This window comes from Cellvibrio fibrivorans (assembly GCF_031457055.1).
In the GTDB taxonomy this organism is placed as follows: Bacteria; Pseudomonadota; Gammaproteobacteria; order Pseudomonadales; family Cellvibrionaceae; genus Cellvibrio; species Cellvibrio fibrivorans.
The window spans coordinates 32,686-56,329 of sequence record NZ_JAVDVX010000003.1 but is presented as its reverse complement, the minus strand read 5'-3'; the positions used below and the strand labels follow the sequence as shown (position 1 = coordinate 56,329).

Here is a 23,644-nt window from a genome sequence, read left to right as displayed (position 1 = left end):
TTTTTTGAAATGTAAGGAATTTATTGTGAAATATTTACTGCTAGTTTGTTTAACCTTTGCCAGTAGTCTTGCATTGGCACACGGTATGTCCGCTGAGGATCAGGCACGGATTTTAAATGCGGGTTATGTGGAATACCTGCGGTTGGGCGCTACCCACATGCTGAGTGGTTACGATCATTTATTGTTTTTGTTCGGGGTGATGTTTTTTCTAACCCGTTTCAAAGACATTCTTGTTTTGATCACGGCATTCACTATTGGTCATTCGATTACTCTGGTGTTTGCGACCCTCGCGGGAATCACCGCCAATTATTATTTGATTGATGCCGTGATCGCACTTACCGTGTGTTACAAGGCGTTTGATAACCTCGATGGTTTTAAAAAATACCTGCAAACCCGCTCGCCCAGTTTGATCTGGATGGTCTTTATCTTTGGGCTAATTCACGGCTTCGGTCTTTCTACCCGTTTGCAACAGTTGCCACTAGGCAACGAAGGGCTAGTGCTCAAAATCCTGTCATTCAACCTCGGCGTTGAGCTTGGGCAAATTGTTGCGCTGAGTATCGTGTTTGTACTGTTGACCATATGGCGTAAAACCGAATCCTTCCAGAAATTCAGTGCAGCCGCTAACGTATTGCTGATGTTTCTGGGTGGCTTGTTACTGTTGATGCAATTACACGGGTACCAACATTCGCAATACCCGGACGACTTTCCACTCAATGCTGACGATCACTCGCATATCCATGAAGATATGGCGAAGTCGGAATCACCACTTTCAGGCTATAAAAAACCTTTGAATCTCGGCGCGGAGCCAGATGCAAGCGAAACACATACACCTGAAATGCACACGCATGACGGCGAAGATTATCACTCACACTAAGCGTTATTTTTAATCACAGAGGAAAACAGCAATGAAAAAATTAGCAGCACTATTATTGGCAAGTGTATTAGGCACAACACAATTGGCCGTTGCACATGATGATCATGAACACTCCTACATCACCGAACCAGCAGCGTTAGTAGTTGCCCAAAAAACACTAACGCAATTAACCGAAAAAGATGCTGGTCTTGGCTTTGGAAAACTGCCTGCCAGCTGGGCTCAAGTTCCGGCTAAAAATGTAAAGCTGCATAAAAATGGCGATGGCTACTACATAGTTGCAGCCACCAATGATGCAGAAGGAAAAACCTTATACGTACTTTTATCGTCTGAAGATGGGGCTGTGTACGATGCCAATTTCACCGGCGAATTTCAAAAACTAAAGTAAGCCTACTGCGCGCCAACTAAATTATCATGCGGAATAAAGTCCGCATGGTAATTTCTTATCCAATACCGCAACGGAAAATAACCATGTCCTGGATACTTACCAAGTACCTGATCACCGCTGCCGTTGTGGTGTTAATTTCCGAAATAGCCAAGCGCAGCGATAAGCTAGGCGGTTTAGTCGCCGCCTTACCGATGGTGACGATTCTCGCACTCATCTGGCTTTATGTTGAAAACCAATCCACAGAAAAAATCGCCAACCACGCCTGGTACACCTTCTGGTATGCAGTACCCACTCTACCCATGTTCCTTGCCTTTCCCTGGCTGTTACCACGCATCGGATTTTGGCCGACACTCGCGGCCTCGATTGCTATCACTGTGGTGTGTTTTACGTTGTTTGCGTTGCTGGTAAAACGGTTTGGGATTGAGCTAGTGTAAGTAGTACTTCCGTAGTAATTGGGGTGAGCGACATCGCGGTATCCGCTAGTTTCGTGAAATGAACAATCAAATTCCAAAATCGAAAAATATTCCTCGCTCTTTTTTAGCTTTCCAATATATGTGTGCTGCAGCCCGTAAGGGCTGTTTTTTTGGTTGTGTTTACCCGTTGATGAATCAGCGCAACAAAAGTAGCGGTATCGTTGCGCGCGCCAAAATACTAGTTGTTGTACTGCCCACCAAAAGCTGGCGAATACGCGAATGACCATAGGCACCCATCGCCAGCAAATGCATATTCTGCTTGGAACAATAATCGAGAATGGTATCTTCAACATCGCCCGGCATTATATTGCTGGCCACCTGAAAACCTGCCGAATGGAGTTGCTTCTCCGCCCAACCCAAGTGTTCGATGACTTCTTCGGTTTTCTGGCTGGCCATCAACAAGTGGCATTCCAAACCTTTCAATAACGGACTGTTGGCGATCATCTCCACGCATTTACGGCTGGTTGCGCTGCCGTCGTAAGCGATAAGAAAACGCTCGGGGTTAACAAATTGCCGGGGCGTTACCAGAATTGGGCGACTCAGGGTGCGCACTACGTTTTCAATATGGCTTCCCACATGTGATGCGGCATTTTCTGAGCTTTCACCTTGGCGCCCCATGATCAGCAGGCGCGTTTTGTCTTCCAGTTCTTTAACGCTTTCCGTTAGATCCCCATGGCGTTGGCAGCAGTGCGGTTTTTCAATACCCGCATCGCGTGCGCGTTGCTTGGCGGCATCGAGCAAGTGCTGTCCATGCTCACGACCCAACTTACCCCGAACCTCATCCAATTCAGCCAAGGCTTCCAGCAGGTGCTCGCGGCTACCTAAGCCAATGTTGCCGGAAAGATCCACCGGTGCCGGGTATTGCTGGTGATCCAGTACATGCAGGAATTTGAGTGTGGCGTCCATCCGCTGACTGGACCAAATGGCATAGTCGCAGACCGCAACAGCAGCTTGGGAATCATCAATACAAGCGATTACATGTGTCATGGTGTTACCCTCGTAATTGGTCGTTATTGTTGTGCAGGATTAGTGACCCATGATGCGGTCGAGCGCATCGGGTTTATCATGGACACCAAAGTTATCGACGATAGTGGCGCTGGCTTCGTTCAAACCAATCACTTCCACCTCAGTGCCTTCCCGACGGAATTTAATCACCACCTTATCCAGCGCGGACACAGCAGTGATGTCCCAAAAATGCGCGTGGGTGAGATCGATCACCACCTTATCCAGGGCTTCTTTGAAATCAAAATAATCGACAAATTTGTCTGCTGAGCGAAAAAAAACCTGACCCAAAACGTTGTAGGTACGTTGTGTTTCATCGTCATTCAGATTGGATTCGACGGCCATGTAATGGCTGACTTTGTTGGCAAAAAATAGCGATGCCAACAGTACCCCGACAAATACGCCGTATGCCAGGTTGTGGGTGGCGACCACGACCACGACAGTGGTGATCATGACTATGTTGGTAGAAAGTGGGTGACTTTTTAGATTGGTAATCGACGACCAACTGAAGGTGCCAATGGATACCATGATCATTACTGCAACCAGTGCCGCCATGGGAATAATGGAAATCAAATCCGAAAGGAATACCACCATGATCAGGAGGAACACACCGGCGCTCAGAGTGGACAGGCGTGTGCGACCACCGGACTTCACGTTAATAATGGACTGGCCAATCATCGCACAACCCGCCATACCGCCTAATAAACCAGAGGCTATATTAGCGACACCTTGACCCTTACATTCGCGGTTTTTATTGCTTTTGGTATCGGTCAGATCGTCCACGATGGTGGCGGTCATCATGGATTCCAGCAGACCTACCACTGCCAAAGGCAATGAGTAAGGCAGGATAATCCACAGGGTTTCCAGATTCAGCGGCACATCAGGCCAGAGGAATATCGGTAGAGTGTCAGGCAACTGACCCATATCACCCACGGTGCGAATATCCAATTTCAGGAACACAGCAATCAGGGTTAACGTAATAATGCACACCAGGGGTGATGGCAGAATTTTGCCTATACGCGGAATGTAGGGAAACAGGTAAATAATACCTAACCCTAGTGCCGTCATGGCATACACGTGCCAGGTTACATCGGTCAGCTCGGGCAGTTGTGCCATAAAAATGAGGATCGCCAGCGCATTGACGAACCCGGTCACCACCGAGCGCGAAACAAAGCCCATCAAGTCTCCGAGGCGCAAATACCCCGCAATAATCTGTATTACGCCCGTCAGTAACGTGGCCGCAAGCAAATACTCCAGGCCGTGGGTTTTCACCAGCGTAATCATCAACAGCGCCATAGCGCCGGTCGCTGCCGAGATCATACCGGGACGACCGCCCACAAACGCAATGACTACTGCGATACAAAACGACGCATAGAGGCCGACTTTAGGATCAACACCCGCAATGATCGAAAACGCAATCGCCTCAGGGATCAGCGCCAGCGCCACCACGATACCGGCGAGCAAATCCCCGCGCAGGTTGGAAAACCAGGTTTGTTTCAATTTTTTCAGCATGGGATACATCCAAATTCCAAATAAAAATACGCACATGCACGAAACCCCAGCGCCAGAAAAATAGGACGCTTGGCGCACTGCACGCTATTAACACAACACAAATTGATGGAAAAACAATAGAAAACGCCTGACACAGGCGATCATGCCTGCTCAAAGCGATGCGGGAGAGGAGTAAACCTTATGGCGGAGTTAAACCGCTACGATCTGAAGTCATGGTTACAAAGAATCTTTTACGGCGAAAAGAATGCGCACCTTACCAGCCTGAAAAAGCAGTGACAACAAAAAATACTACCTCGTCTGAACCGCTGGCCAGTTGTTATTAATCGAAACTTGCCATCATATTCGTTTATCCGTATATTTGGATTTCCATATGTACAGGGTTAAACCATCATGTCCTACAAACTCCCCGTTCTCTTTGTTTGCACCGGCAATTCCGCTCGCTCCCAAATCGCAGAGGCTTTGCTTCGCCATACGGATAGCCAGAACTTTGAAGTGGCCAGTGCCGGGACCAATCCCAAACCGATCAACCCCAAGGCGTTGGAGGTACTGGAAAAAGCCGGGGTTTCGACCGACGGGCTTTACAGTAAATCGCTGGAGACGCTTGCTGACCGACGCTTCGATGTCGTGATTACCCTGTGTGACAAGGCCGCCCAAGAGTGCCAATTGCTGGAAAATCCTGCTGAGATATTGGCCTGGAACTTTGAAGATCCTTCGGCAAGCAGCGATCCCAAAGCCTTCGAACATATCCTGCAAGCGATTCACGAACGCATTAAGTTATTTGTGCTGGTAAAAACCAAACGGAACTAAGTTATGCCCTTGACCCCGGATCAATTCAGTAAATGCCTTGCGGATGAAACCCGTGCGCGCATTGCCCTGCTAGTCGCGGGTGAGAAAGAGCTTTGCGTGTGTGAGCTGACCTGCGCTCTGGATGAAATCCAGCCCAAAATCTCCCGCCATTTGGCGCAACTGCGCACGGGTGGTGTGTTGGCAGATCGCCGTCAGGGCCAATGGGTGTATTACCGCTTACACCCGGATCTCCCCACTTGGGCGGTCAAGACTTTGAAGCTGATGCGCGAGGCGCACAGTGAGTGGCTCGCGCCCAATGTGAGCCGCTTGTGTGGCATGGAAGATCGTCCCCAGCGTTGCTGCTAACCCCGTTCCCAGACCGGTATACCGGAGGCGATCCTATGAAAATTTTATTCCTCTGCACCCACAACAGTTGCCGCAGCATTCTCAGTGAAGCGCTGTTTAACCATATAGCACCCAAAGGCTGGACGGCCTACAGCGCAGGCAGTTTCCCCAGCGGTGAAGTAAATCCACTAACCCTTGAGGCATTGGTTCGCGCCGGGGTATCCACCGCTGGCTTGCGCAGCAAATCATCCGATGAATTCGAACATCTGGAACCGGACATCGTGATTACCGTTTGCGATAAAGCCGCTGGTGAGGCCTGCCCACTGTATCTCGGGCGTGCGGTACGCGCGCATTGGGGGCTGAATGATCCCTCTGAGCTTGCACGAGGTGATACCGCACTTGATGCCGACCAGGTTGCTGCTGCCTTTGACGAGTGCATGGCAATCATTCGGCAGCGGATTAATACGATGTTGGCCTTACCGCTGGAGGTGCTTGCCCTTAATCGGGATCAACTCCAAGCCGCGTTAAATGGCATTGGTGAATTGTAATTTTTCGATGCGACAGTAACCCCCTGACTTTTGCTGTGGTGAATTGACGATGACTGATGTGACCTTACCCAATCTCAATACAGATTTGATGGATATTCCCGAGTCCCTGCCTTTCGGTCAGGAAAAGATGTCCACCCACAAACCGCGCATTTTGTTGCTCTATGGCTCTAATCGCACACGTTCGTTTAGCCGTTTGTTGGTGGAGGAAGCTGAGCGTCTATTGCAACACCTGGGCGCGGAAACGCGAGTATTTAACCCCAGTGGATTACCAATGCCTGATGACGCACCGGATACCCATCCCAAGGTGCAGGAGTTGCGCGAGTTGGTGCTCTGGTCGGAAGGACAGGTCTGGTGCTCACCCGAACGCCACGGTGCAATGAGTGGCGTATTTAAAGCGCAAATTGACTGGATTCCTCTCACAATGGGCGCGGTTCGTCCCACGCAAGGGAAAACCCTGGCCGTCATGCAAGTCTGTGGCGGCTCGCAATCGTTTAACGTGGTGAATCAACTGCGTGTGCTGGGCCGCTGGATGCGCATGTTCACCATTCCCAATCAATCGTCCGTTGCCAAAGCCTTTCAAGAATTCGATGAACAAGATCGCATGAAACCCTCCGCCTATTACGACCGCGTAGTTGATGTCATGGAAGAATTGGTGAAATTTACTTTGCTGTTGCGTGATCGCAGCGATTATTTGGTAGACCGCTATTCCGAGCGTGTTGAATCAGCGGAAGCCTTGAGCAAACGAGTGAATCAATCGGCCATTTAAATCAGCGCCGTTAACACAAGTCAGGAAAATGAGATGGGTTTATTCGAACGTTACTTATCACTCTGGGTTGCTCTTGCCATTGTCGCTGGCGTGGTGCTGGGTAATTATTTTCCCGCCGCCTTTGCGCAGATCGCCGCGCTGGAATTTGCCCATGTGAATTTCGTCGTCGCCATTTTAATTTGGGTAATGATTTACCCGATGATGGTGCAGATTGATTTCAGCGCAATCAAAAATATCGGCCAGCGCCCACAGGGATTGATCTTAACCGTCGTTATCAACTGGTTAATAAAACCCTTCACTATGGCCGCCTTGGGTTGGTTATTTTTTAAAGTACTTTTTGTTGACTGGGTTGATCCACAAACGGCACAAGAATATATCGCGGGCATGATATTGCTCGGCGTTGCACCCTGTACCGCGATGGTATTTGTGTGGAGCCAACTCACCAAGGGCGATCCCAATTACACATTGGTGCAAGTGTCAGTTAATGATGTGATTATGATTTTTGCCTACGCGCCTATCTGTGCATTTTTATTAGGCGTCAGCGATATTCATGTGCCTTGGGAAACGCTGATTATTTCTGTTGTGCTTTATGTTCTCTTGCCGCTAATTGCAGGCGTGCTGACTCGTCGTTGGTTGGAATCCAAATCCGGCATCAACGCCAGCCAGCAATTGCAACAATTCCTTGCCGCCTGTAAACCCTGGTCGGTGATTGGTTTACTCGCCACCGTGGTGCTCTTATTTGCATTTCAAGCGCAGACGATTCTGACCAAACCTCAAGCCATCTTTTTAATTGCTATTCCACTTCTGATTCAGACCTACGGCATTTTTGTGATCAGCTTTGTAGCCGCCAAGGCGATGAAACTGCCATACAACATCGCCGCTCCCGCTTGCATGATCGGTACTTCAAACTTTTTTGAGTTGGCAGTGGCTGTGGCCATTTCACTATTTGGTTTGCACTCGGGTGCAGCGCTGGCCACGGTGGTGGGTGTTCTGGTTGAAGTGCCGGTAATGTTATCTCTGGTCGCGTTTTGTAATCGCACGCAACACTGGTTTGATCGATCCTAAATTTAATTTTTATTGTTATCTATTTTTAAGGAAACCTTATGTCACTAGCTCATCCCTTCACGCCGCTTATGATTAACGATGAAGTGGGACAATTATTGTTTACGCCGTGCCCCGGCACCAAAGAGGTGGGTTTACAGCAGTCGCTGGAGCAGTTAGCCGCTGCGGGTGCAAGCGCGATTCTCACGCTTATGCCCCAAGAGGAAATGCAACGCAATGCGGTGATTGATTTACCCGAACTCTGTGCAAAGTTGGGGTTGGAATGGTTTCACTTACCAATTGAGGATGATCATGCACCTGAACAACTTTTTCAGGATGCATGGAAGAATGCGAGAGAGAAAATTCATGCATTGGTCAATGCCGGAAAAACCATTGCTATTCACTGCAAAGGTGGCTCTGGCCGCACAGGTCTGGTCGCAGCGCAAATTTTATTAGAGCGCGGCATTCCACTTAATGAGGTTATCGCACGTGTTCGCGCGATTCGCCCCAATGCACTACAGGTTCCTGCGCATCAGGAATATATTGCCAAGCTCGCACAACAAATCTCTATTTAATGACGTGAATAAAGGATTGGATTATGAAAAAAATCAAAGTCGGTATTAACGGTTTTGGCCGTATTGGTCGTTTGGCATTGCGCGCATCCTGGCATTGGCCAGAGTTTGAGTTTGTGCAAATCAATGACCCTGCTGCTGATGCGGAAACGTATGCGCATTTGCTGAAATTTGATTCGGTACAGGGTACCTGGCCGGAAGCGGTTAGTGCAGAAAATGGTGCGCTGATTATTAACGGAAAATCGATTCGCATCACCACCAACAAGGCCATTGCCGACACCGACTGGTCGGGTTGTGATCTGGTGATTGAAGCCAGTGGAAAGATGAAAACCGTTGCTGTATTGCAAGCTTATCTTGACCAAGGCGTTAAGCGCGTTGTCGTGAGCGCACCAGTAAAAGAAACCGGCGCACTGAATATTGTGATGGGTGTAAACCAGCATCTGTTTAATCCCGCCGAGCATCGCATCGTCACCGCTGCATCCTGCACCACCAATTGCTTGGCACCAGTTGTGAAAGTGATTCACGAAAAGTTGGGTATCAAACACGGTTCAATTACGACTATTCACAATCTCACCAACACCCAATCCATTTTGGATCAACCGCATAAAGATTTGCGCCGTGCACGCGCATCCGGTTCCAATTTAATTCCGACCACAACCGGATCGGCGACAGCGATTGCCGAAATATTTCCGGAATTGCGCGGCCGTTTGAATGGTCATGCGGTACGAGTTCCCTTGGCTAATGCGTCACTGACGGATTGTGTCTTTGAAGTTGAACGCGCAACCACGGTTGAAGAAGTGAATGGCTTGCTGAAAGCCGCCAGTGAAAACGAACTGCTGAATATTCTGGGCTATGAAGAGCGCCCCCTGGTGTCCACCGATTACTGTGGTGATCCGCGCTCGTCAATTGTGGATGCTTTATCCACCATGGTGATTAACGGCACCCAGGTAAAAATCTATGCCTGGTACGACAACGAGTGGGGTTATTCCAACCGCACGGTTGAATTGGCAAAACTGGTCGGCCTTGCGGACGCAGGAGCATAAACATGGCAACTACCGGGGCTGGCAAGCTGAGCGCAGAGATAAAACAATACTTTGTTGTCACCGGCAATTATTGGGCATTTACCTTAACCGACGGCGCTCTGCGTATGTTGGTGGTGTTGCACTTTCACCAATTGGGTTATAGCCCGCTGCAAATTGCTGCCCTGTTTTTGTTTTATGAAATTTTTGGAGTAGTGACCAATTTAGTGGGCGGTTATCTCGGTGCCCGCATCGGCCTTAACCGCACCATGAATATCGGCCTCGCACTGCAAGTTATCGCACTGTTGATGCTGGCGGTGCCCACGATCATGCTCAGTCCGATTTGGGTCATGGGCGCACAGGCGCTCTCGGGTATCGCCAAAGACCTCAACAAAATGAGTGCAAAAAGCTCGATCAAATTATTGGTACCGGACGATCAACAGGGCAAATTATTTAAATGGGTTGCGCTGCTGACCGGCTCCAAAAACGCGTTGAAAGGTGTTGGCTTTTTTCTCGGTGGCGCATTGTTGGCACTGATGGGATTTACCAATGCCGTGATCGCGATGGCCGCTGTCCTGGGTGTGATTTGGCTGGCAAGTTTACTTCTCCTGAAAAAAGATTTGGGCAAAGCCAAAAACAAACCCAAGTTCAGTGAATTGTTTTCCAAAAGCCGTGCAATCAATATTTTGTCGGCAGCGCGCCTGTTTTTATTCGGCGCGCGCGATGTGTGGTTCGTAGTGGCCTTGCCGGTGTTTTTAAGCAGCCAGCTCGGTTGGGATTTTTGGTGGGTGGGCGGTTTTCTGGCGGCCTGGGTGATTGGGTACGGCATTGTGCAATCTATCGCCCCGCTGATTATCGGCAAGGCACAAGGTAAGGTTCCCGGTGGTGGTCACGCCTTCCTATGGGCACTCATCCTGACGGGTATTCCTGCGGCTATTGCACTGGGCATGAGTTCCACTAGCTTGCCGGTCACTCAGGTATTGATTGGTGGTTTGTTGGTATTCGGAGCCGTGTTTGCGATCAATTCATCGCTGCACAGTTATTTGATTGTGAATTACGCGAAGTCCGATGGCGTTTCACTGGATGTCGGTTTTTACTATATGGCAAATGCCTTGGGGCGGTTGATAGGTACGCTATTGTCTGGCTGGGTTTATCAGGTTGCCGGGCTGGAAGCATGTTTGTGGGTATCGACCGGTTTTATTGCGTTGGCAGCGTTAATTTCATTGGCGTTACCAAAACAGGTTGCACCGACGTAATTTTTCTCTGTGATAAGTCGAAAAAAAAGCCCGACTATTTTTGCAAATAGTCGGGCTTTTTAAATTCCGGATTTACTCTGCTTTTGCAAGCAACTTCAAATACTCTTCTGCGGTTTTCATATCATCGGTCTTGAGGGTTTTTCCCTCAGGGCCTTTACCAATCAACGTAACTTGTTTTGCTGGCTCGCCATGCTCCTGAAATTGTTTCAAGGCTTCAGAATCGGTTTTAAATACCCACACACGGCCATCTTTTTCAAAGGTGACGAAACCTGGTTTATCGTAAGGGCCAGCGAATACAGACATTGAAACAAACGCAGTCAACGCGGCAATTGCTAATGATTTTTTCATGAAATTATCCTCGCAGTGTTTAATTTTACCGGGAACAATTTCAACAGCGGCAGGTTACGGTTTATGACAGCTGTAACATTTCCGTTAAGATTTAGCCAAATAATGCTGGATTTCCTCCGCTGTAGTTCGCGCTGTCCGCCCTACACCAATAAGCGTGGCAGAGGCCAATCCCGTCCACTCGCCGTAACCGACTAACCACAGGCGTGGTTCGTGTACTGAGCGGGTACCCTCCACATCAACTTTGCCTTCAGGATTGATTACGCCCAATGATTGCAGATGGGAAAGTGCGGGGCGAAATCCGGTACACCAGATCATGGCATCCACCGATGTCTCGGAACCATCGCCCCAGATAACACCGGTCGCTGTGAGCTGTTTGAACGGCCGCACGGAATGCAGTACGCCGCGTTCGCGCGCCTCTTTAACGGGCGGCACCATGACCACATCGCCCAAACCACCCACGGGTTGATCAACCTCTCGTCCTTCAAGATGCGCTTTCCAGCGATCCGTAGCGCGCTGAAATAACACGCGCCCATCCACATCATCCGGTAAAAACAGCGGTTCACTGGAAGTAACCCAAGTGCTATCAGCCAGGCGCGACACTTCTGCAAGAATTTGTGCACCGGAATTGCCGCCGCCTACGACCAGCACTTTTTTATCCCGGAAAGGTATTGGGGATTGGTAGTGAGCCGAGTGGAGCTGAAGCCCCTGGAATAAATCGATACCGGGATAAGGTGGTATGAACGGATTTCGCCAGGTACCGGTGGCACTGACCACAACACGCGCATGCCAGGTCTGGTGTTGGCTGACAACTTCCAGATGATCGCCAAGGTTATTCACGGCAGTGACCAACACCGGACGCTGCACCGGAAATTCGTACCGGGATTCATAGTTGGCCAGATACCGGATAACTTGATCGCGGCTTGGGTAAGTTTCCTGCGTGGGTGGCATTTGCCATCCCGATAGCGAACTCCAACTGGACGGAGAGAAGAGACGCAAGCTATCCCAGCCATGCTGCCAGGCGCCACCAGGAGACGCTTCTGCGTCCAGAATAACAAAGGAGTAATCAGTACGGCGCAGATAGTAGGCCACTGAAAGTGCGGCTTGACCGCCGCCGATAATAACTACATCAACCATTGTTTCCATTACAACGAAGATCCTTTATCCAAACTCATCGAGAAGCATTAGCGCTATGCCCGTAATTTCAAGGACAGGATAGCGCTAATTTAACCAAGCCATTCATTTGAATTATTTGATCATATTATTGCGAGTTTTAACCCAACTAATACCGAAGCCTCCCAGTGCGATCAGGCCAACAATTATCTGTGAGATAAATGTCTCCAGTGTTGGATAAAGTCCGAGCCATTCGACACGTGGGATCGTAATGAGCGTCACGCCTATCCACCCTGCCTCTTGCAAAGCTGACACGCCCTTACCAATTAACACTACTGCAAGCACGACCACCAAAATGGATGTAAAAGAGAAGAAGGTTCCCAGAGGTATACGTGCGCTTGTGCGCAGCAATACCCATGCAATTACTATCAATAACAATAAGGCTGTGAAAAAACCGGCCACCAATGCGCCGCTATTCCCATCCGCTGCCAGTGCGGAATAAAACAACACAGTCTCAAACACTTCTCGATACACCGCGATAAACGCCAGCGCGAACAGTGCCCATGCTGAACGTTGCGACACTGCCGCTGACAATTTTCCTTTCAAATAATCTTGCCATCTGCCAGCACTGCTCTTCTGGTGCATCCACAATCCAACGCTAAGCAAAACGACTGCGGCGAGTACTGACCCAATTCCCTCGGTCACTTCACGGCTAGCACCGCTAATGCCTATTAGATAAGTTGCCACCACCCACGTCAGTACGCCAGCAAGCAAGGCACTTATCCACCCTCTATGGACATGGCGTAACACTTCAGGCCTGTCCGTCTTTTTCAAGAATGTAATCATGCCGATCACAATCAACAACGCTTCGATACCTTCGCGTAAGAGAATCGTGAGCGCACCAACAAAGGTTGTCGTGGGGTCAGCCTTGGCTTCTTGCATCAGCCCATCGACTTGCACAAAAAGTTGTTCCAGTTGAACCGCTGCCGCCTCAGCTTGTTCAATAGTTCCTTGTGAGACTGCCGAACGATAGGTGAGCATCGCGGTTTCCACGGCAATCAACAAAGATCCGTTGCGGGTATTTACTATCGGCTCAAGCGGCTCAAATCCATCCAGGTATGCTGACAAGCTCAAACGCGTCGCGAGATTTCGATCTCCTGCGCGTGCAGCGGCCAAACTTTCCGCAAGACGCAATCGGGCTAATGCCAAACCAACCGGTTTATTTGTTTCTACAACACCGGGATGGCTTCGTAAGTAGGCAGTGACGGAGCGAGCGTCACTTTCTTGTATTGTTTCGGCCAATGCCGCTTCGGTGATTGTTGTTAGCAGGTTCATATCAGCCAAGAGGCCCTTTATTTGTTCTTCACTATTCCAAAGATGTTTGCCTAGTTCGCGCATGGATTCATCGTAGGAAAGCGTACCTATATAGAATGCGAGCGCCCATCGATCTTCTTCAGGTAGAGCTTTAAAACTTACCATTGATGTGCCTTCCACGCCTTGGGAAATCACCTGATACAAAGCCATCACGCTTCGCGTGCGTGCACGTTCTGGATCTGTAAATGCAATCGGTTTGGGCTCCAGGTTTTCAGCGAGCGGGCCGTCACCGTTGCCGTTCACACCATGGCATGTAGCACATTGCGCTGCATACAGAGTCTGTCCGCGCGCAAGGTCGGGTACAGTTCGTGGAGCGACTGGAAACGGATAGGCAGTTATCAAGGATGCGTTTGCCTGGTGTGCAAGCCGGGAAACTTCAATGCTTGCCTCTTTACGCAGGACAGCGGCGCGCAACTCGGCAATTTTTTCGGCAATAGTGGGTTTGGATGCATGCTTCGGGAGCGATTGTAATAACGTGCCTGCATTCTCCGTAAAATCCAGCATCTCAGCGTATTCCGCCTCGCTGATGATGACACCATCGGCGACAGCTCCACTGTAATCGACTGCAACATAATCAAGCAGTTGCCATAGCTGCCTTGCATCTCCCGATGCAGCGGTTTGTGCAAGTACAGCGCTTGACATAAGAAACCATACTGCAACAACACTGGTGATCCGTGTAAGGAAATTATTTTGACTATTCACTTTTATTTTTTGCCTCTACGTTTAAGGATCCGATGGCGAATATATCAGCTCGCCGGGATGCCATTCTTTATTTTTAAAACTTCATTCGCTGAATTCGTACTGCGTTCAAAATAGCTAACAACGCCACGCCAACATCCGCAAAAACCGCTTCCCACATCGTGGCTAAACCACCGGCACCTAATATCAAGACGATGGCTTTTACACCGAAGGCGAGTGAAATGTTTTGCCACACAATGCGTTTGGTTTGTTTACCGATGGCGATGGCAGTGGGAATTTTGCCGGGTTTATCATCTTGAATAACAACGTCGGCTGTTTCGATTGTTGCATCGCTGCCAAGACCGCCCATCGCTATACCGACATCGCTCAGGGCAACGACCGGTGCATCATTAACACCATCACCGACGAAAGCAACAGTTTCATTGCGCGCTTTGATTTCTTTTACCTTGTTAACTTTATCTTCTGGTAGCAGATCGCCAAAGGCATTGGTAATACCTAATTTCTGTGCAACAAATTGCACCACAGAACTTTTGTCACCGCTAAGCATAGTAATGTTGATGCCCAGTTTTTTCAGTGTATCGATCGTTAATTGCGCGTCCTCTTTAATGCTGTCGGCGATGGTGATGTAGCCTGCAAATTTATGATCGTAGGCAATAGCGATGACGGTATACACAATGGTGGCGGGATCAATATCGTAGGCGACGGCGTATTTATCGAGCAGCCTGAAATTACCTACCAGTAACGCTTTGCCATTCACGTCGGCTTTCAATCCATGACCCGATATTTCTTCAACATTATTTAATGTAATGCTGCTATCGATATCGCCTACATATTGATGAATAGCGGTCGCTACCGGATGCGTACTTTGGCTTTCGAGCGCATTGACCAATTTCAGGATCTCATCGCGATTGACCTCGGGCTTGAGGTTGACCTCTTGTACTTTAAAAACACCTTCCGTCATGGTGCCGGTTTTATCCATCACCACGTTTTGAATGGTAGAAATCGTGTCTAAAAAATTACTGCCTTTGAATAAAATACCGTTTCGACTGGCGGCGCCTATGCCGCCAAAATAGCCTAGGGGAATGCTAATAACCAATGCGCAGGGACAGGAGATCACCAGGAATATTAACGCACGATATAGCCACTCACTGAATACATAGGTCTCCACAAATACGTATGGCACCACACAAATCGCAACGGCCAACGCAACTACAATCGGTGTGTATATTTTGGCGAATTTTCGGATAAATAATTCGGTAGGCGCTTTTTGCGCAGCAGCGTTTTGTACTAATTCTAAAATTCGGGACAGTTTGCTGTCGGTATAGGCAGTGGTCACTTTTACTTGTGACACTGCATTGAGATTAATCATGCCCGCCAAAACACTATCGCCTTTGGTTTTCGTGTCGGGTTTGCTCTCGCCGGTCAGAGCGGCGGTATTAAATGAGGCGGTCTCGGATAGGAGTTCACCATCCAATCCCAATTTCTCACCTGCTTTGAGTTGGATAATATCGCCAATGCTGACAATCTCTGCCTTCAGGGTCATTGCTTGATTATTTCGCAACACGGTTACTTCGTCGGGGCGTTGATCGAGCAGTGTTTTAATATTGGTTTTTGCTCTTTTCACGGCGAGGGTCTGGAACACTTCACCGACAGAATAAAACAACATCACGGCAACACCTTCCGGATATTCGCCAATGGCAAAGGCGCCGATGGTAGCAATGCTCATCAATAAGAATTCAGAAAACACTTCGCCCTTGGTGATGCTCTCGACCGCTTCTTTCAACACCGGCAGGCCAACCGGCAAATAGGCTGCAACGTACCAGGCAATGCGTACCCAACCAGTAAACCAGGTTTGCGGGAAGTAATTATCCAGAATGAGTGCTGTGAGCAACGCAATGAAACTGACAGCGGCCGGCAAAAACAGTTTGACGTTATTGTCACTGCTAACGGCATGGTCATGGCCATCATCGTCGGTGTGCTGGTCGTGATCGTCAGTTGCGCAGCAAGTATCTTTTACAGGTTTGTTTTTTATCAGCGCATCAGCTTGATAATTTATTTTTTCTTCTTCCGTACAGCACAGCTGCTTTCCCTGTGCATCATAGTTATGTATATGTTTCATAGCGTTCCCTTTTCTTTAAAATGGACATTAAATTTTGGGTATCTGCATATTGATTTTGAATAAAAGCGAGTTCACAGAAATCTCATAAATACATAAGCATTAAAAAACTTCGTTCGGCTTCTTTTTATAGCTCGTTCTGATGATCAATGGCTGTTGATACAGGTCATTGACCACAACTGAAAAATATCCTTTGCGCCGGGTATTCGGTTGGTAGTGCAAGTGACACGGTGAGTAATCAGCGTTCGCAGTTTTTAACAAAACACCTTGCGTATCGAATATCTGAAGCTGCAATTGTCCGCAGGCAATATGCGGCCTTTTTTGTGTTGGCCAAACGCCACTGCTTAATGTCAGCGCGCCGTCGTTGAAGCTGACCTTCGCGTTACTTAATTCAAGGTTGTGCTGACGCAGCGCGTTATCGTCAAACACGACGCCAGATGTATCAGGTGCGGCTGTTTGGCAAGCGTTGAGTAACACAGCAAATAAAACCGCAATGAATATTCGAGGCAGAACGAGTGCTATCCGGACGTGATAAAAAAACGCGGTAAGTGTTTTCATAATTCCAGTCTCCTGGCGAAGGCGCGCCTTTGGTTTTTCGGTGCGCCGGAATAAAACGGTCACCTGCGCTGTGCGGGTGACCGTTCGAGTTAACTCCCGTTATGCTTGTCGCGATAGGCCATACGGTATAAGCCTGGCAACACCAGAAGGGTCAGTATTGTAGATGAAAGAATTCCTCCTATAACGACCGTTGCAAGCGGACGCTGAACCTCGGCACCGGTGCCGGTATTGAGGGCCATCGGGAGAAATCCCAATGCTGCCACCAATGCCACCATCAGAATGGGCCTCAGGCGCAACATCGCTCCTTCACGGATAGCGGCCTCAAGCGGCAAGCCTTCTTTCAGGCTATCGCGAAACGCCGACACCATCATCACCCCGGTTAATACCGCGACACCCGAGAGGGTGATAAAACCAACTCCGGCTGTAATGGATAACGGGATGTCTCGCAACCACAGGAAGATAACGCCGCCCGTCAATGCCAGGGGCACACCACTGAATACCAGCAGGGCGTCTTTGGCGGATCCGAAGGTCATCATCAGGAGCGCAAAAATCATCAGCAACGTTAATGGCACGAGCAAGGTCAGGCGTTTGGATGCCGACTGCAATTGCTCAAAGGTCCCACCATAATCCAGCCAATAGCCCGGTGGCAGTTTCACCTGTTGCTCAATCTTCTCCTGCACTTCCGCTACAAATCCCCCAAGATCGCGGCCGCTCACATTAGCAGTGACAACCAGCCGGCGTTTGCCATTTTCACGGCTGATTTGGTTAGCGCCAGGTGCGAGATTGAGTTTGGCTACTTCCCCCAAAGGGACATACCCGCCATCTGGTAAAGGGATCGGAAGGTAAGATAAGGCGGTAAGGTCATTGCGCTGCTTTTCTGGCAATCTTACGACGATGGCAAAACGCTGGTCGCCTTCAAAGATTTGACCAGCTTCTTCGCCACCGGTCGCCGCTGCCACCGTATCCTGCAAATCCGCCATATTGATGCCATAACGCAGTAACAGGTCTCGATCAGCATCGATGGACAGCATGGGTAGCCCCTCTGCTTGCTCCATATTCACATCGTCCGCGCCATCGATACCATTGAGCACTGCGGTAATTTTGTTCCCGGCAGCACGAAGCTGTTCCAGATCGTCGCCATACACTTTCACGCCCAGATCAGACCGCACACCGGAAATTAATTCGTTCACCCGCATCTGGATAGGTTGGCTCACTTCGTAGCCATTACCCGGCACCTTCTCCAGTGTCTCTTCGATAGCTTCGAGAATATCTTCTTTGGTTATGTCGGGATCCGGCCAGTCCTTCCGGTCTTTCAACATAACGTAACCATCTGAAATATTGGGCCCCATTGGATCACTTGCTACTTCGGCTGTACCCACACGAGAGAAGACCGTTTTAATCTCGGGCATCGCCATCAGGGCCTTTTCAACCTGGAATTGCATATCAAGGGATTGGGTAAGGCTCGTGCCTGGAATACGTATGGCCTGCACCGCGATATCGCCTTCGTCCAAATTTGGGGTGAATTCGGTCCCCATTCGCGAGGCTAAAAAGCCCGACCCAATGACAAATACGATGGCACCTACGAGGATCGGCACGCGGCGCTTAAGCGCAAAATCGAGGGTCGGGACGTAGGCCGCTTTGGATTTGGCAATAATCCTATTTTCTTTTTCTTCAATCCTGCCCGTCATACACAGTGCAAGTGCGGCTGGTACGAACGTCAGGGATAGAATTAGCGCGGCCAGCAACGCCATGATCACCGTAAACGCCATGGGTATGAACATTTTCCCCTCTACGCCTGTGAGCGCGAGGATAGGAATGTTCACCAGAATAACCACCAGCACACTGATTAAACTGGGCGTAAATACTTCACGGGTTGCGCGAAACACAGTCTCCAACCGTTCTTCCAGGTTGAGGAGACGGTTCACCGCATGCTGTCGTTGTGCGAGTCGCAATAAGCAGTTTTCGACAATGATCACAGCGCCGTCAACGATCAAACCAAAATCCAGTGCCCCTAAGCTCATGAGGTTCGCGCTGACTTTGGTTTGCACCATGCCGGTCATTAACATCAACATCGACAGGGGGATGACCAAGGCCGTTAGCAGCGCAGCGCGAACATTCCCAAGCATCACCAGCAACACAACGACCACCAGGATCGCGCCTTCCAGAAGATTTTTCTGCACCGTAGAAATGGTCTTTTCGACGAGTGAGGTACGGTCATATACCGCATCAGCCGTAACACCTTTGGGTAAGGTGCGGTTGATTTCCTCAAGCTTGGCGGCAACAGCGTGCGACACCGTCCGGCTGTTTTCACCCACCAACATCACCGCAGTACCCAGCACCGTTTCTTCGCCATCGCGGGTAGCTGCCCCCGTGCGCAGTTCCTTACCAAGCCCTATGGTTGCAACATCGCCAATGGTGATGGGTGTACCGTCCCGTCGGACAACGATGACTTTTTTGATGGCCGCCATATCAGAGAGCTGCCCAGGCGCGCGGATCAGGTACTGCTCACCGTTTTTCTCGATGTAGCCCGCCCCGATATTGGTATTGTTTTTCTCCAGCGCCTCAACCAGGTCATCGAACACAATGCCGTAAGCCAACATCAGCCCCGGATCTGGCGTGACATGAATTTGCTTCTCAAATCCACCAATCGTGTTCACTTCTGTGACGCCAGGAACCAGACGCAATTGAGGTCGTATTATCCAATCCTGCAAGGTGCGCAACGCCATCGCATCGTACGGTTCCCCATTCGGCTGACGCGAGTTGGGATCGGCGTGCACCGAATAATGGAAGATTTCCCCGAGGCCAGTCGCCACCGGTCCCATTTCAGGCTCGATGCCATCCGGCAGCTGACTTTTGGCTTGCTGCAAACGCTCATTGAGAATATTGCGCGCAAAGTAAATGTCGGTCCCATCCTCAAATACCACTGTTACCTGAGACAAGGCATAGCGTGATAAGGACCGGGTGCTTTCGACATGTGGCAGGCCTGCAATCGCGACCTCAACCAGATAGGTAATACGTTGCTCAACTTCAAGCGGGGAATAGCCCGGCGCCTGGGTATTGATCTGGACTTGCACATTCGTAATATCTGGAACTGCATCAATCGGCAGGCGGTTGTAATTCCAGATGCCAGCTGCGGCAAAGGCACCGACTAAAAAGATTACAAGCCATCGACGCGCGATGGAAAATTGGATCAAGGCATCAACCATGGCAGTGTCCCCACAATCGACAACAAGATGTCCGACGGAAGCTGCAACGTCGTTTAGTGTTCATCTTCGCTCTCCTTGCGCAGATCCGCCTTGAGGATGAAACTGTTTTTGGTGGCATATACATCACCCACCGCTAATCCGGAAACGATCTCGGTATGGACACTGTCGGTGCGTCCGGTCTGGACCGGTCGCGGCCCAAATTCCTTCGCTTGTTGGACAAACACCACGGTTTCCCCATCAAGTGTCTGCAATGCTTCATTGCGCACCGCGACAGCGGCTCCCGCCTCTGCAAGCGTTACTTCAGCACTGACAAAATGACCGGCGAACCACTGACCATCTGCGTTATCAAGAGATACTCGCACTGTTGTCGATTGATTTAACGGATTAGCGTGAGCGCCGACGTAGATCACTGATCCTTCCCCGGAGATGCCACGCTGCGGTTGCGTTACCCGGACCGATTGGCCCGATTTAACCTGGGCGATATCGCGGGGAAATAAAGCCAGGTCCACCCACACAGTGGAAGAGTCGGTGATGGTGAAAAGGGGTGCATCAGACGTTTGTTGGCCCACAGCGCCCTGACGCTCCGTGATAACACCACCAATCGTTGCGGTCACCGAATACAGCTTGAGGCTTTCGTTGCTTTCAATGGTTGCCAGGACATCACCAGCGGCGACCCGATCACCTTGCTTGCGAGCCAATTGGCGTATAACGCCGGGGAAACGTGCGTTTACCTGCTGCACGCCTTCAGCACTTGGCGAAATAACGCCGTAGAGCGGCAGCGTTTCCCTGATAGCAACTGGACCCGCTTCAGCGAGTTCGATACCGGCGTTGCGCAACTGCTCGCTCGACAACGTGAGTTTGCCTTCTTCGCCGTGCTCCTCTTCGCCATGTTCCTCTTCACCGTGCTCGTGCTTATCACCGTCTGCATGTTCTTTCTCATCTTCACCATGTTCATGAGCATCTTCATCATGCTCATGCTTGGCAGGTTTGGCTGTCTTCTGGGTTGTCTTGGTGTCAGGCGCAGCGTGTTTGTCATCATCGGCCGCATTGGCCAAGTAGATGTCGGTTACAAACATGGCGACCAGTACGGCGAGGATAAATCCGACAGCGAGCGCAGGATTCAGCTTCTTTTGCTTACGTGTTTTCATTGAGTAACCTCATTGTTTTTATCATTCAGGGCGACGCCGGTGAGCCGTTCCAATTCGATACGGGTTTGCTGCACGCGTTCGGCCGCATCAATAACGGCCAGTTGCGCATCGAGTAATTCGCTTTGGGCGAGGGTCAGTTCAAGGTAGCTGTAACGGCCCAGTTCAAAACCGTCCGCCGTACCCTTGAGTGCGCGACGCAACACCGGAATCACTTCATTGCGCAAAATGCCGAGTTCACTACTAGCCTGTTGTTGCTCATCCACAAGACCGGCTAACTCAGCCTCCAGACGGACGCGGGCACTATCGTGAGCTTGTTGGGCTCCTGCCTGTTGGGCCGTCGCAGTAGCAACTGCCCCCGAGGCGCGCTGTCCCGAGCCAAGCGGTACACTCAAACCAACCACTGCTGCGGAATCGCCGCTGTCCTCAAACCTGCGTACCCCGGCGCTCCATTCAATATCACCACGGCGATTTGAACGGGCTTCGCGCAACTGCGCGCTAAGCACATCGATCTCGCTCGCGAGCAATAAAAGATCCGGGTTATTCGCTAATCGGGATTGGAGCTCAGACAAAGGCAAAGATGGAGATGATGCGTACAAATCGCCTTGTACCGTTTGGAAGTCCGGCGTGGAATCTGCCCAATACGCGGATAACAACAGGCGTTCGCGTCGTACAGCCTGTTCGGCCTGCCGTAACGCGATGTTCGTACGGGCGAGACCAGCTTGCGCGCGTAATACTTCAGTCTCGGCTAATCGACCTGCCTGAACCTGTCGCCGCATGGATGTGAGCATGTCTCGCGCAATGCGGTCCGCTTCAATATGTAACGCAAGCTGTTCCTGCGCCGCTACCAGGGCAAGAAATTGACGTGTTACTCCCGACAATACGTCGAGTGTCAGAACCCGTTGCTCGGTTTGCAATTGTTGTTGGCGGGCGGTAACAAGGCCTAACCGCACATCGCGTTTAGCGCCCAGTTCAATCACGGACGACACCGCGATGGTGAGTTCTGCCGCATCGATCCCGCTCGATTCGCCAGAACCTGCGACGTTTTCAAGCTCAGCGCCGACACGATATTCCGGTCGTAGCCCAGCGGTTTGTTGCTCTCCCGCTAACGCGTCAGTTTTGAAACGGTAGGCAGATAATTGCGGATTGTGTTCGACTGTCGCGCGAATGGCATCGTCCAGTCGGAGTGGTGTCGTTGGCGTTGCCAGTCCGGCCGGGACATGGCATAGCACTGCAATCGCTGAACCCGCGATCACTTTTTCAAAAAAATGCATGGTAACTACTCCAGCCAATATCATGGATCCGACGGCGATATGGTCAGATCCTTGGAGCCCGTTATCAGGGCGACAAAAGTGGGTTAGGCTGGAATGGCAGGCGGAGCACGGAGTAGAGGCAGCACACCGACAATGTGCCGTGTGCGTAGGGAGGGAATGGATTGAATCGTAAAGGTTGTTCCGCGTTCCCGCAGAACAATAATCACTGCCAAAAAGACAGGTAGGAAAAGATCAAGTTTAAAGGTTTTGACAAGTATCGATTGGGGCTGCTCGATATCGATATCTTGATGGGCTTCCCCGTCCTCATGAACGGCGTGTCCTTCCAACATATCAACGTGCAAGGATATTGGAGGTTCCTTGCCATCGAAACAAAAATGCCCATGCACACCGCTCCAGCTCATAACGAGCCAGAGGAGCAACGATATAAAAGCATATGATCGATAACGTAACACGGGTTTCACAGCATTGGCATCCTGGTCATGCGGAAGGAACACTTCCGCCCTCACAACAAAAGCTTAACAGTAAATCATTCACCCCGGTCACTCTGACGGGTATTTTGCGAAGACTGGCACGGCTTATCGCAGCAGGGTGCAGGCGGTGGCGCCTCGTGCTCCCGTAACTCGCGTTTCGCATCCGTGAGAATCATCCAGACTCCGCGCAGGATGAGCATGACGATCAAACTACCAATGATAATGTCCGGCCACCGGGAGCTAACCCATGCTACAAGTGCTCCGCTTAAGATTACACCCAGGTTTGCCAGAACGTCGTTGGTAGAAAAGATCCAACTGGCCCGCATATTCACATCGCCATGTCGGTGTTTCTGGATCAACAATAGGCACGTGATATTCGCGGCTAGAGCCAGCAAACCCATGCCTATCATGAGTTGGGAAGCGGGTTCACTACCAAAGGCGACACGCCGGATAATGTCGATCAGGATGAGCACGGCCAGCAACAATTGAAAATAGCCACTGACCAGCGCGGCTCTCGCTTTGGCAGTTATGGCTCGGCCCACCGCATACAGACCGATGCCATAGACAATCGCATCGGCCAACATATCAAGAGAATCGGCAATCAAGCCGGTGGACTGGGCAAACCAGCCAACCCCCAGTTCCAATGCAAACATGGCGGCGTTAATTCCCAACAACCAATACAAGACGGTCTTTTGCTCACCGTCCTTCAATTCCACTTCACAGCCGCAATCACTCATAACCATGTCCTCGTCTGTGTTAAATTCG

23 protein-coding genes are annotated in these 23,644 nt (G+C 50.2%); 11 read left to right on the top strand and 12 right to left on the bottom strand.

Going from position 1 to position 23,644, the window contains the following annotated elements; all coding sequences use genetic code 11:
* The first annotated feature begins 25 nt into the window (after nt 1-25).
* The 3 genes from J2X05_RS08900 (at nt 26) to J2X05_RS08890 (ending at nt 1,693) form a co-directional block, all read left to right on the top strand.
* Nucleotides 26-874, top strand: coding sequence for a HupE/UreJ family protein (locus J2X05_RS08900; protein ID WP_310071495.1), 849 nt, complete (start codon nt 26-28; stop codon nt 872-874).
* A 31-nt stretch (nt 875-905) separates the two neighbouring features.
* Nucleotides 906-1,259 (top strand): DUF6488 family protein, encoded by a 354-nt coding sequence (locus tag J2X05_RS08895; RefSeq protein WP_310071493.1) that lies wholly within the window; start codon nt 906-908, stop codon nt 1,257-1,259.
* An 83-nt stretch (nt 1,260-1,342) separates the two neighbouring features.
* Nucleotides 1,343-1,693: a DUF3147 family protein gene (locus J2X05_RS08890; RefSeq protein ID WP_310071491.1), complete on the top strand. Its 351-nt coding sequence runs from the start codon at nt 1,343-1,345 to the stop codon at nt 1,691-1,693.
* A gap of 174 nt (nt 1,694-1,867) precedes the next feature.
* Here J2X05_RS08890 and J2X05_RS08885 read toward each other — a convergent pair whose 3' ends face one another.
* Together J2X05_RS08885 and J2X05_RS08880 are read right to left on the bottom strand one after the other, a co-directional pair.
* The gene (locus J2X05_RS08885; RefSeq protein ID WP_310071489.1) at nt 1,868-2,719 is read right to left on the bottom strand and encodes a universal stress protein; all 852 of its coding nucleotides are present in this window, start codon (nt 2,717-2,719) and stop codon (nt 1,868-1,870) included.
* 39 nt (nt 2,720-2,758) lie between these two features.
* Nucleotides 2,759-4,246, bottom strand: coding sequence for a SulP family inorganic anion transporter (locus J2X05_RS08880; protein ID WP_310071487.1), 1,488 nt, complete (start codon nt 4,244-4,246; stop codon nt 2,759-2,761).
* Nucleotides 4,247-4,636: 390 nt separating this feature from the next.
* Between J2X05_RS08880 and J2X05_RS08875 the strand changes: the two genes are divergently transcribed.
* Genes J2X05_RS08875 through arsJ form a run of 8 tightly spaced genes read left to right on the top strand, consistent with a single transcriptional unit; the run spans nt 4,637 to nt 10,579 of the window.
* Nucleotides 4,637-5,053 (top strand): arsenate reductase ArsC, encoded by a 417-nt coding sequence (locus J2X05_RS08875; RefSeq protein ID WP_310071484.1) that lies wholly within the window; start codon nt 4,637-4,639, stop codon nt 5,051-5,053.
* Between the two features lie 3 nt (nt 5,054-5,056).
* Nucleotides 5,057-5,398, top strand: a complete 342-nt coding sequence (locus J2X05_RS08870; protein WP_310071481.1) for a metalloregulator ArsR/SmtB family transcription factor — start codon at nt 5,057-5,059, stop codon at nt 5,396-5,398.
* Between the two features lie 35 nt (nt 5,399-5,433).
* Entirely contained in the window at nt 5,434-5,925 is a 492-nt protein-coding gene (locus tag J2X05_RS08865; protein WP_310071478.1) for an arsenate reductase ArsC, read from the top strand.
* A 49-nt stretch (nt 5,926-5,974) separates the two neighbouring features.
* Nucleotides 5,975-6,691, top strand: a complete 717-nt coding sequence (gene arsH, locus J2X05_RS08860) for an arsenical resistance protein ArsH (protein ID WP_374725264.1) — start codon at nt 5,975-5,977, stop codon at nt 6,689-6,691.
* A 33-nt stretch (nt 6,692-6,724) separates the two neighbouring features.
* Complete coding sequence (arsB, locus tag J2X05_RS08855; RefSeq protein ID WP_310071473.1) at nt 6,725-7,756, top strand: ACR3 family arsenite efflux transporter; 1,032 nt, start codon at nt 6,725-6,727, stop codon at nt 7,754-7,756.
* A 38-nt stretch (nt 7,757-7,794) separates the two neighbouring features.
* Entirely contained in the window at nt 7,795-8,307 is a 513-nt protein-coding gene (locus J2X05_RS08850; protein ID WP_310071471.1) for a cyclin-dependent kinase inhibitor 3 family protein, read from the top strand.
* Between the two features lie 23 nt (nt 8,308-8,330).
* Nucleotides 8,331-9,347 (top strand): ArsJ-associated glyceraldehyde-3-phosphate dehydrogenase, encoded by a 1,017-nt coding sequence (locus J2X05_RS08845; protein WP_310071469.1) that lies wholly within the window; start codon nt 8,331-8,333, stop codon nt 9,345-9,347.
* A gap of 2 nt (nt 9,348-9,349) precedes the next feature.
* Nucleotides 9,350-10,579: an organoarsenical effux MFS transporter ArsJ gene (gene arsJ / locus J2X05_RS08840; protein WP_310071467.1), complete on the top strand. Its 1,230-nt coding sequence runs from the start codon at nt 9,350-9,352 to the stop codon at nt 10,577-10,579.
* Between the two features lie 72 nt (nt 10,580-10,651).
* On the opposite strand, the gene J2X05_RS08835 is transcribed toward arsJ, so the two are convergent.
* The 10 genes from J2X05_RS08835 to J2X05_RS08790 form a co-directional block, all read right to left on the bottom strand.
* Nucleotides 10,652-10,927: a hypothetical protein gene (locus J2X05_RS08835; protein WP_261948121.1), complete on the bottom strand. Its 276-nt coding sequence runs from the start codon at nt 10,925-10,927 to the stop codon at nt 10,652-10,654.
* Nucleotides 10,928-11,011: 84 nt separating this feature from the next.
* Nucleotides 11,012-12,070 carry an ArsO family NAD(P)H-dependent flavin-containing monooxygenase gene (locus J2X05_RS08830; protein ID WP_310071460.1) on the bottom strand — a complete coding sequence of 353 codons (1,059 nt, stop codon included), beginning with the start codon at nt 12,068-12,070 and terminating at the stop codon, nt 11,012-11,014.
* A gap of 102 nt (nt 12,071-12,172) precedes the next feature.
* On the bottom strand, nt 12,173-14,053 hold the full coding sequence (locus J2X05_RS08825; RefSeq protein ID WP_310071457.1) for a cytochrome c/FTR1 family iron permease: 1,881 nt from the start codon (nt 14,051-14,053) through the stop codon (nt 12,173-12,175).
* A gap of 133 nt (nt 14,054-14,186) precedes the next feature.
* Nucleotides 14,187-16,229, bottom strand: coding sequence for a heavy metal translocating P-type ATPase (locus J2X05_RS08820; protein ID WP_310071453.1), 2,043 nt, complete (start codon nt 16,227-16,229; stop codon nt 14,187-14,189).
* A gap of 99 nt (nt 16,230-16,328) precedes the next feature.
* Complete coding sequence (locus tag J2X05_RS08815) at nt 16,329-16,784, bottom strand: hypothetical protein (protein WP_310071450.1); 456 nt, start codon at nt 16,782-16,784, stop codon at nt 16,329-16,331.
* 89 nt (nt 16,785-16,873) lie between these two features.
* Nucleotides 16,874-19,990, bottom strand: coding sequence for an efflux RND transporter permease subunit (locus J2X05_RS08810; protein WP_310071449.1), 3,117 nt, complete (start codon nt 19,988-19,990; stop codon nt 16,874-16,876).
* A gap of 53 nt (nt 19,991-20,043) precedes the next feature.
* On the bottom strand, nt 20,044-21,138 hold the full coding sequence (locus J2X05_RS08805; RefSeq protein WP_310071446.1) for an efflux RND transporter periplasmic adaptor subunit: 1,095 nt from the start codon (nt 21,136-21,138) through the stop codon (nt 20,044-20,046).
* Nucleotides 21,135-21,914, bottom strand: a complete 780-nt coding sequence (locus J2X05_RS08800; protein WP_510183813.1) for a TolC family protein — start codon at nt 21,912-21,914, stop codon at nt 21,135-21,137. Before J2X05_RS08800 ends, J2X05_RS08805 begins: the two co-directional genes overlap by 4 nt.
* Nucleotides 21,915-22,492: 578 nt before the next feature.
* A complete protein-coding gene (locus J2X05_RS08795; RefSeq protein WP_310071440.1) occupies nt 22,493-22,810 on the bottom strand; it encodes a hypothetical protein in 318 nt (105 codons plus the stop codon).
* 125 nt (nt 22,811-22,935) lie between these two features.
* Entirely contained in the window at nt 22,936-23,616 is a 681-nt protein-coding gene (locus J2X05_RS08790) for a cation efflux transmembrane domain-containing protein (RefSeq protein ID WP_310071437.1), read from the bottom strand.
* Nucleotides 23,617-23,644 lie beyond the last annotated feature (28 nt).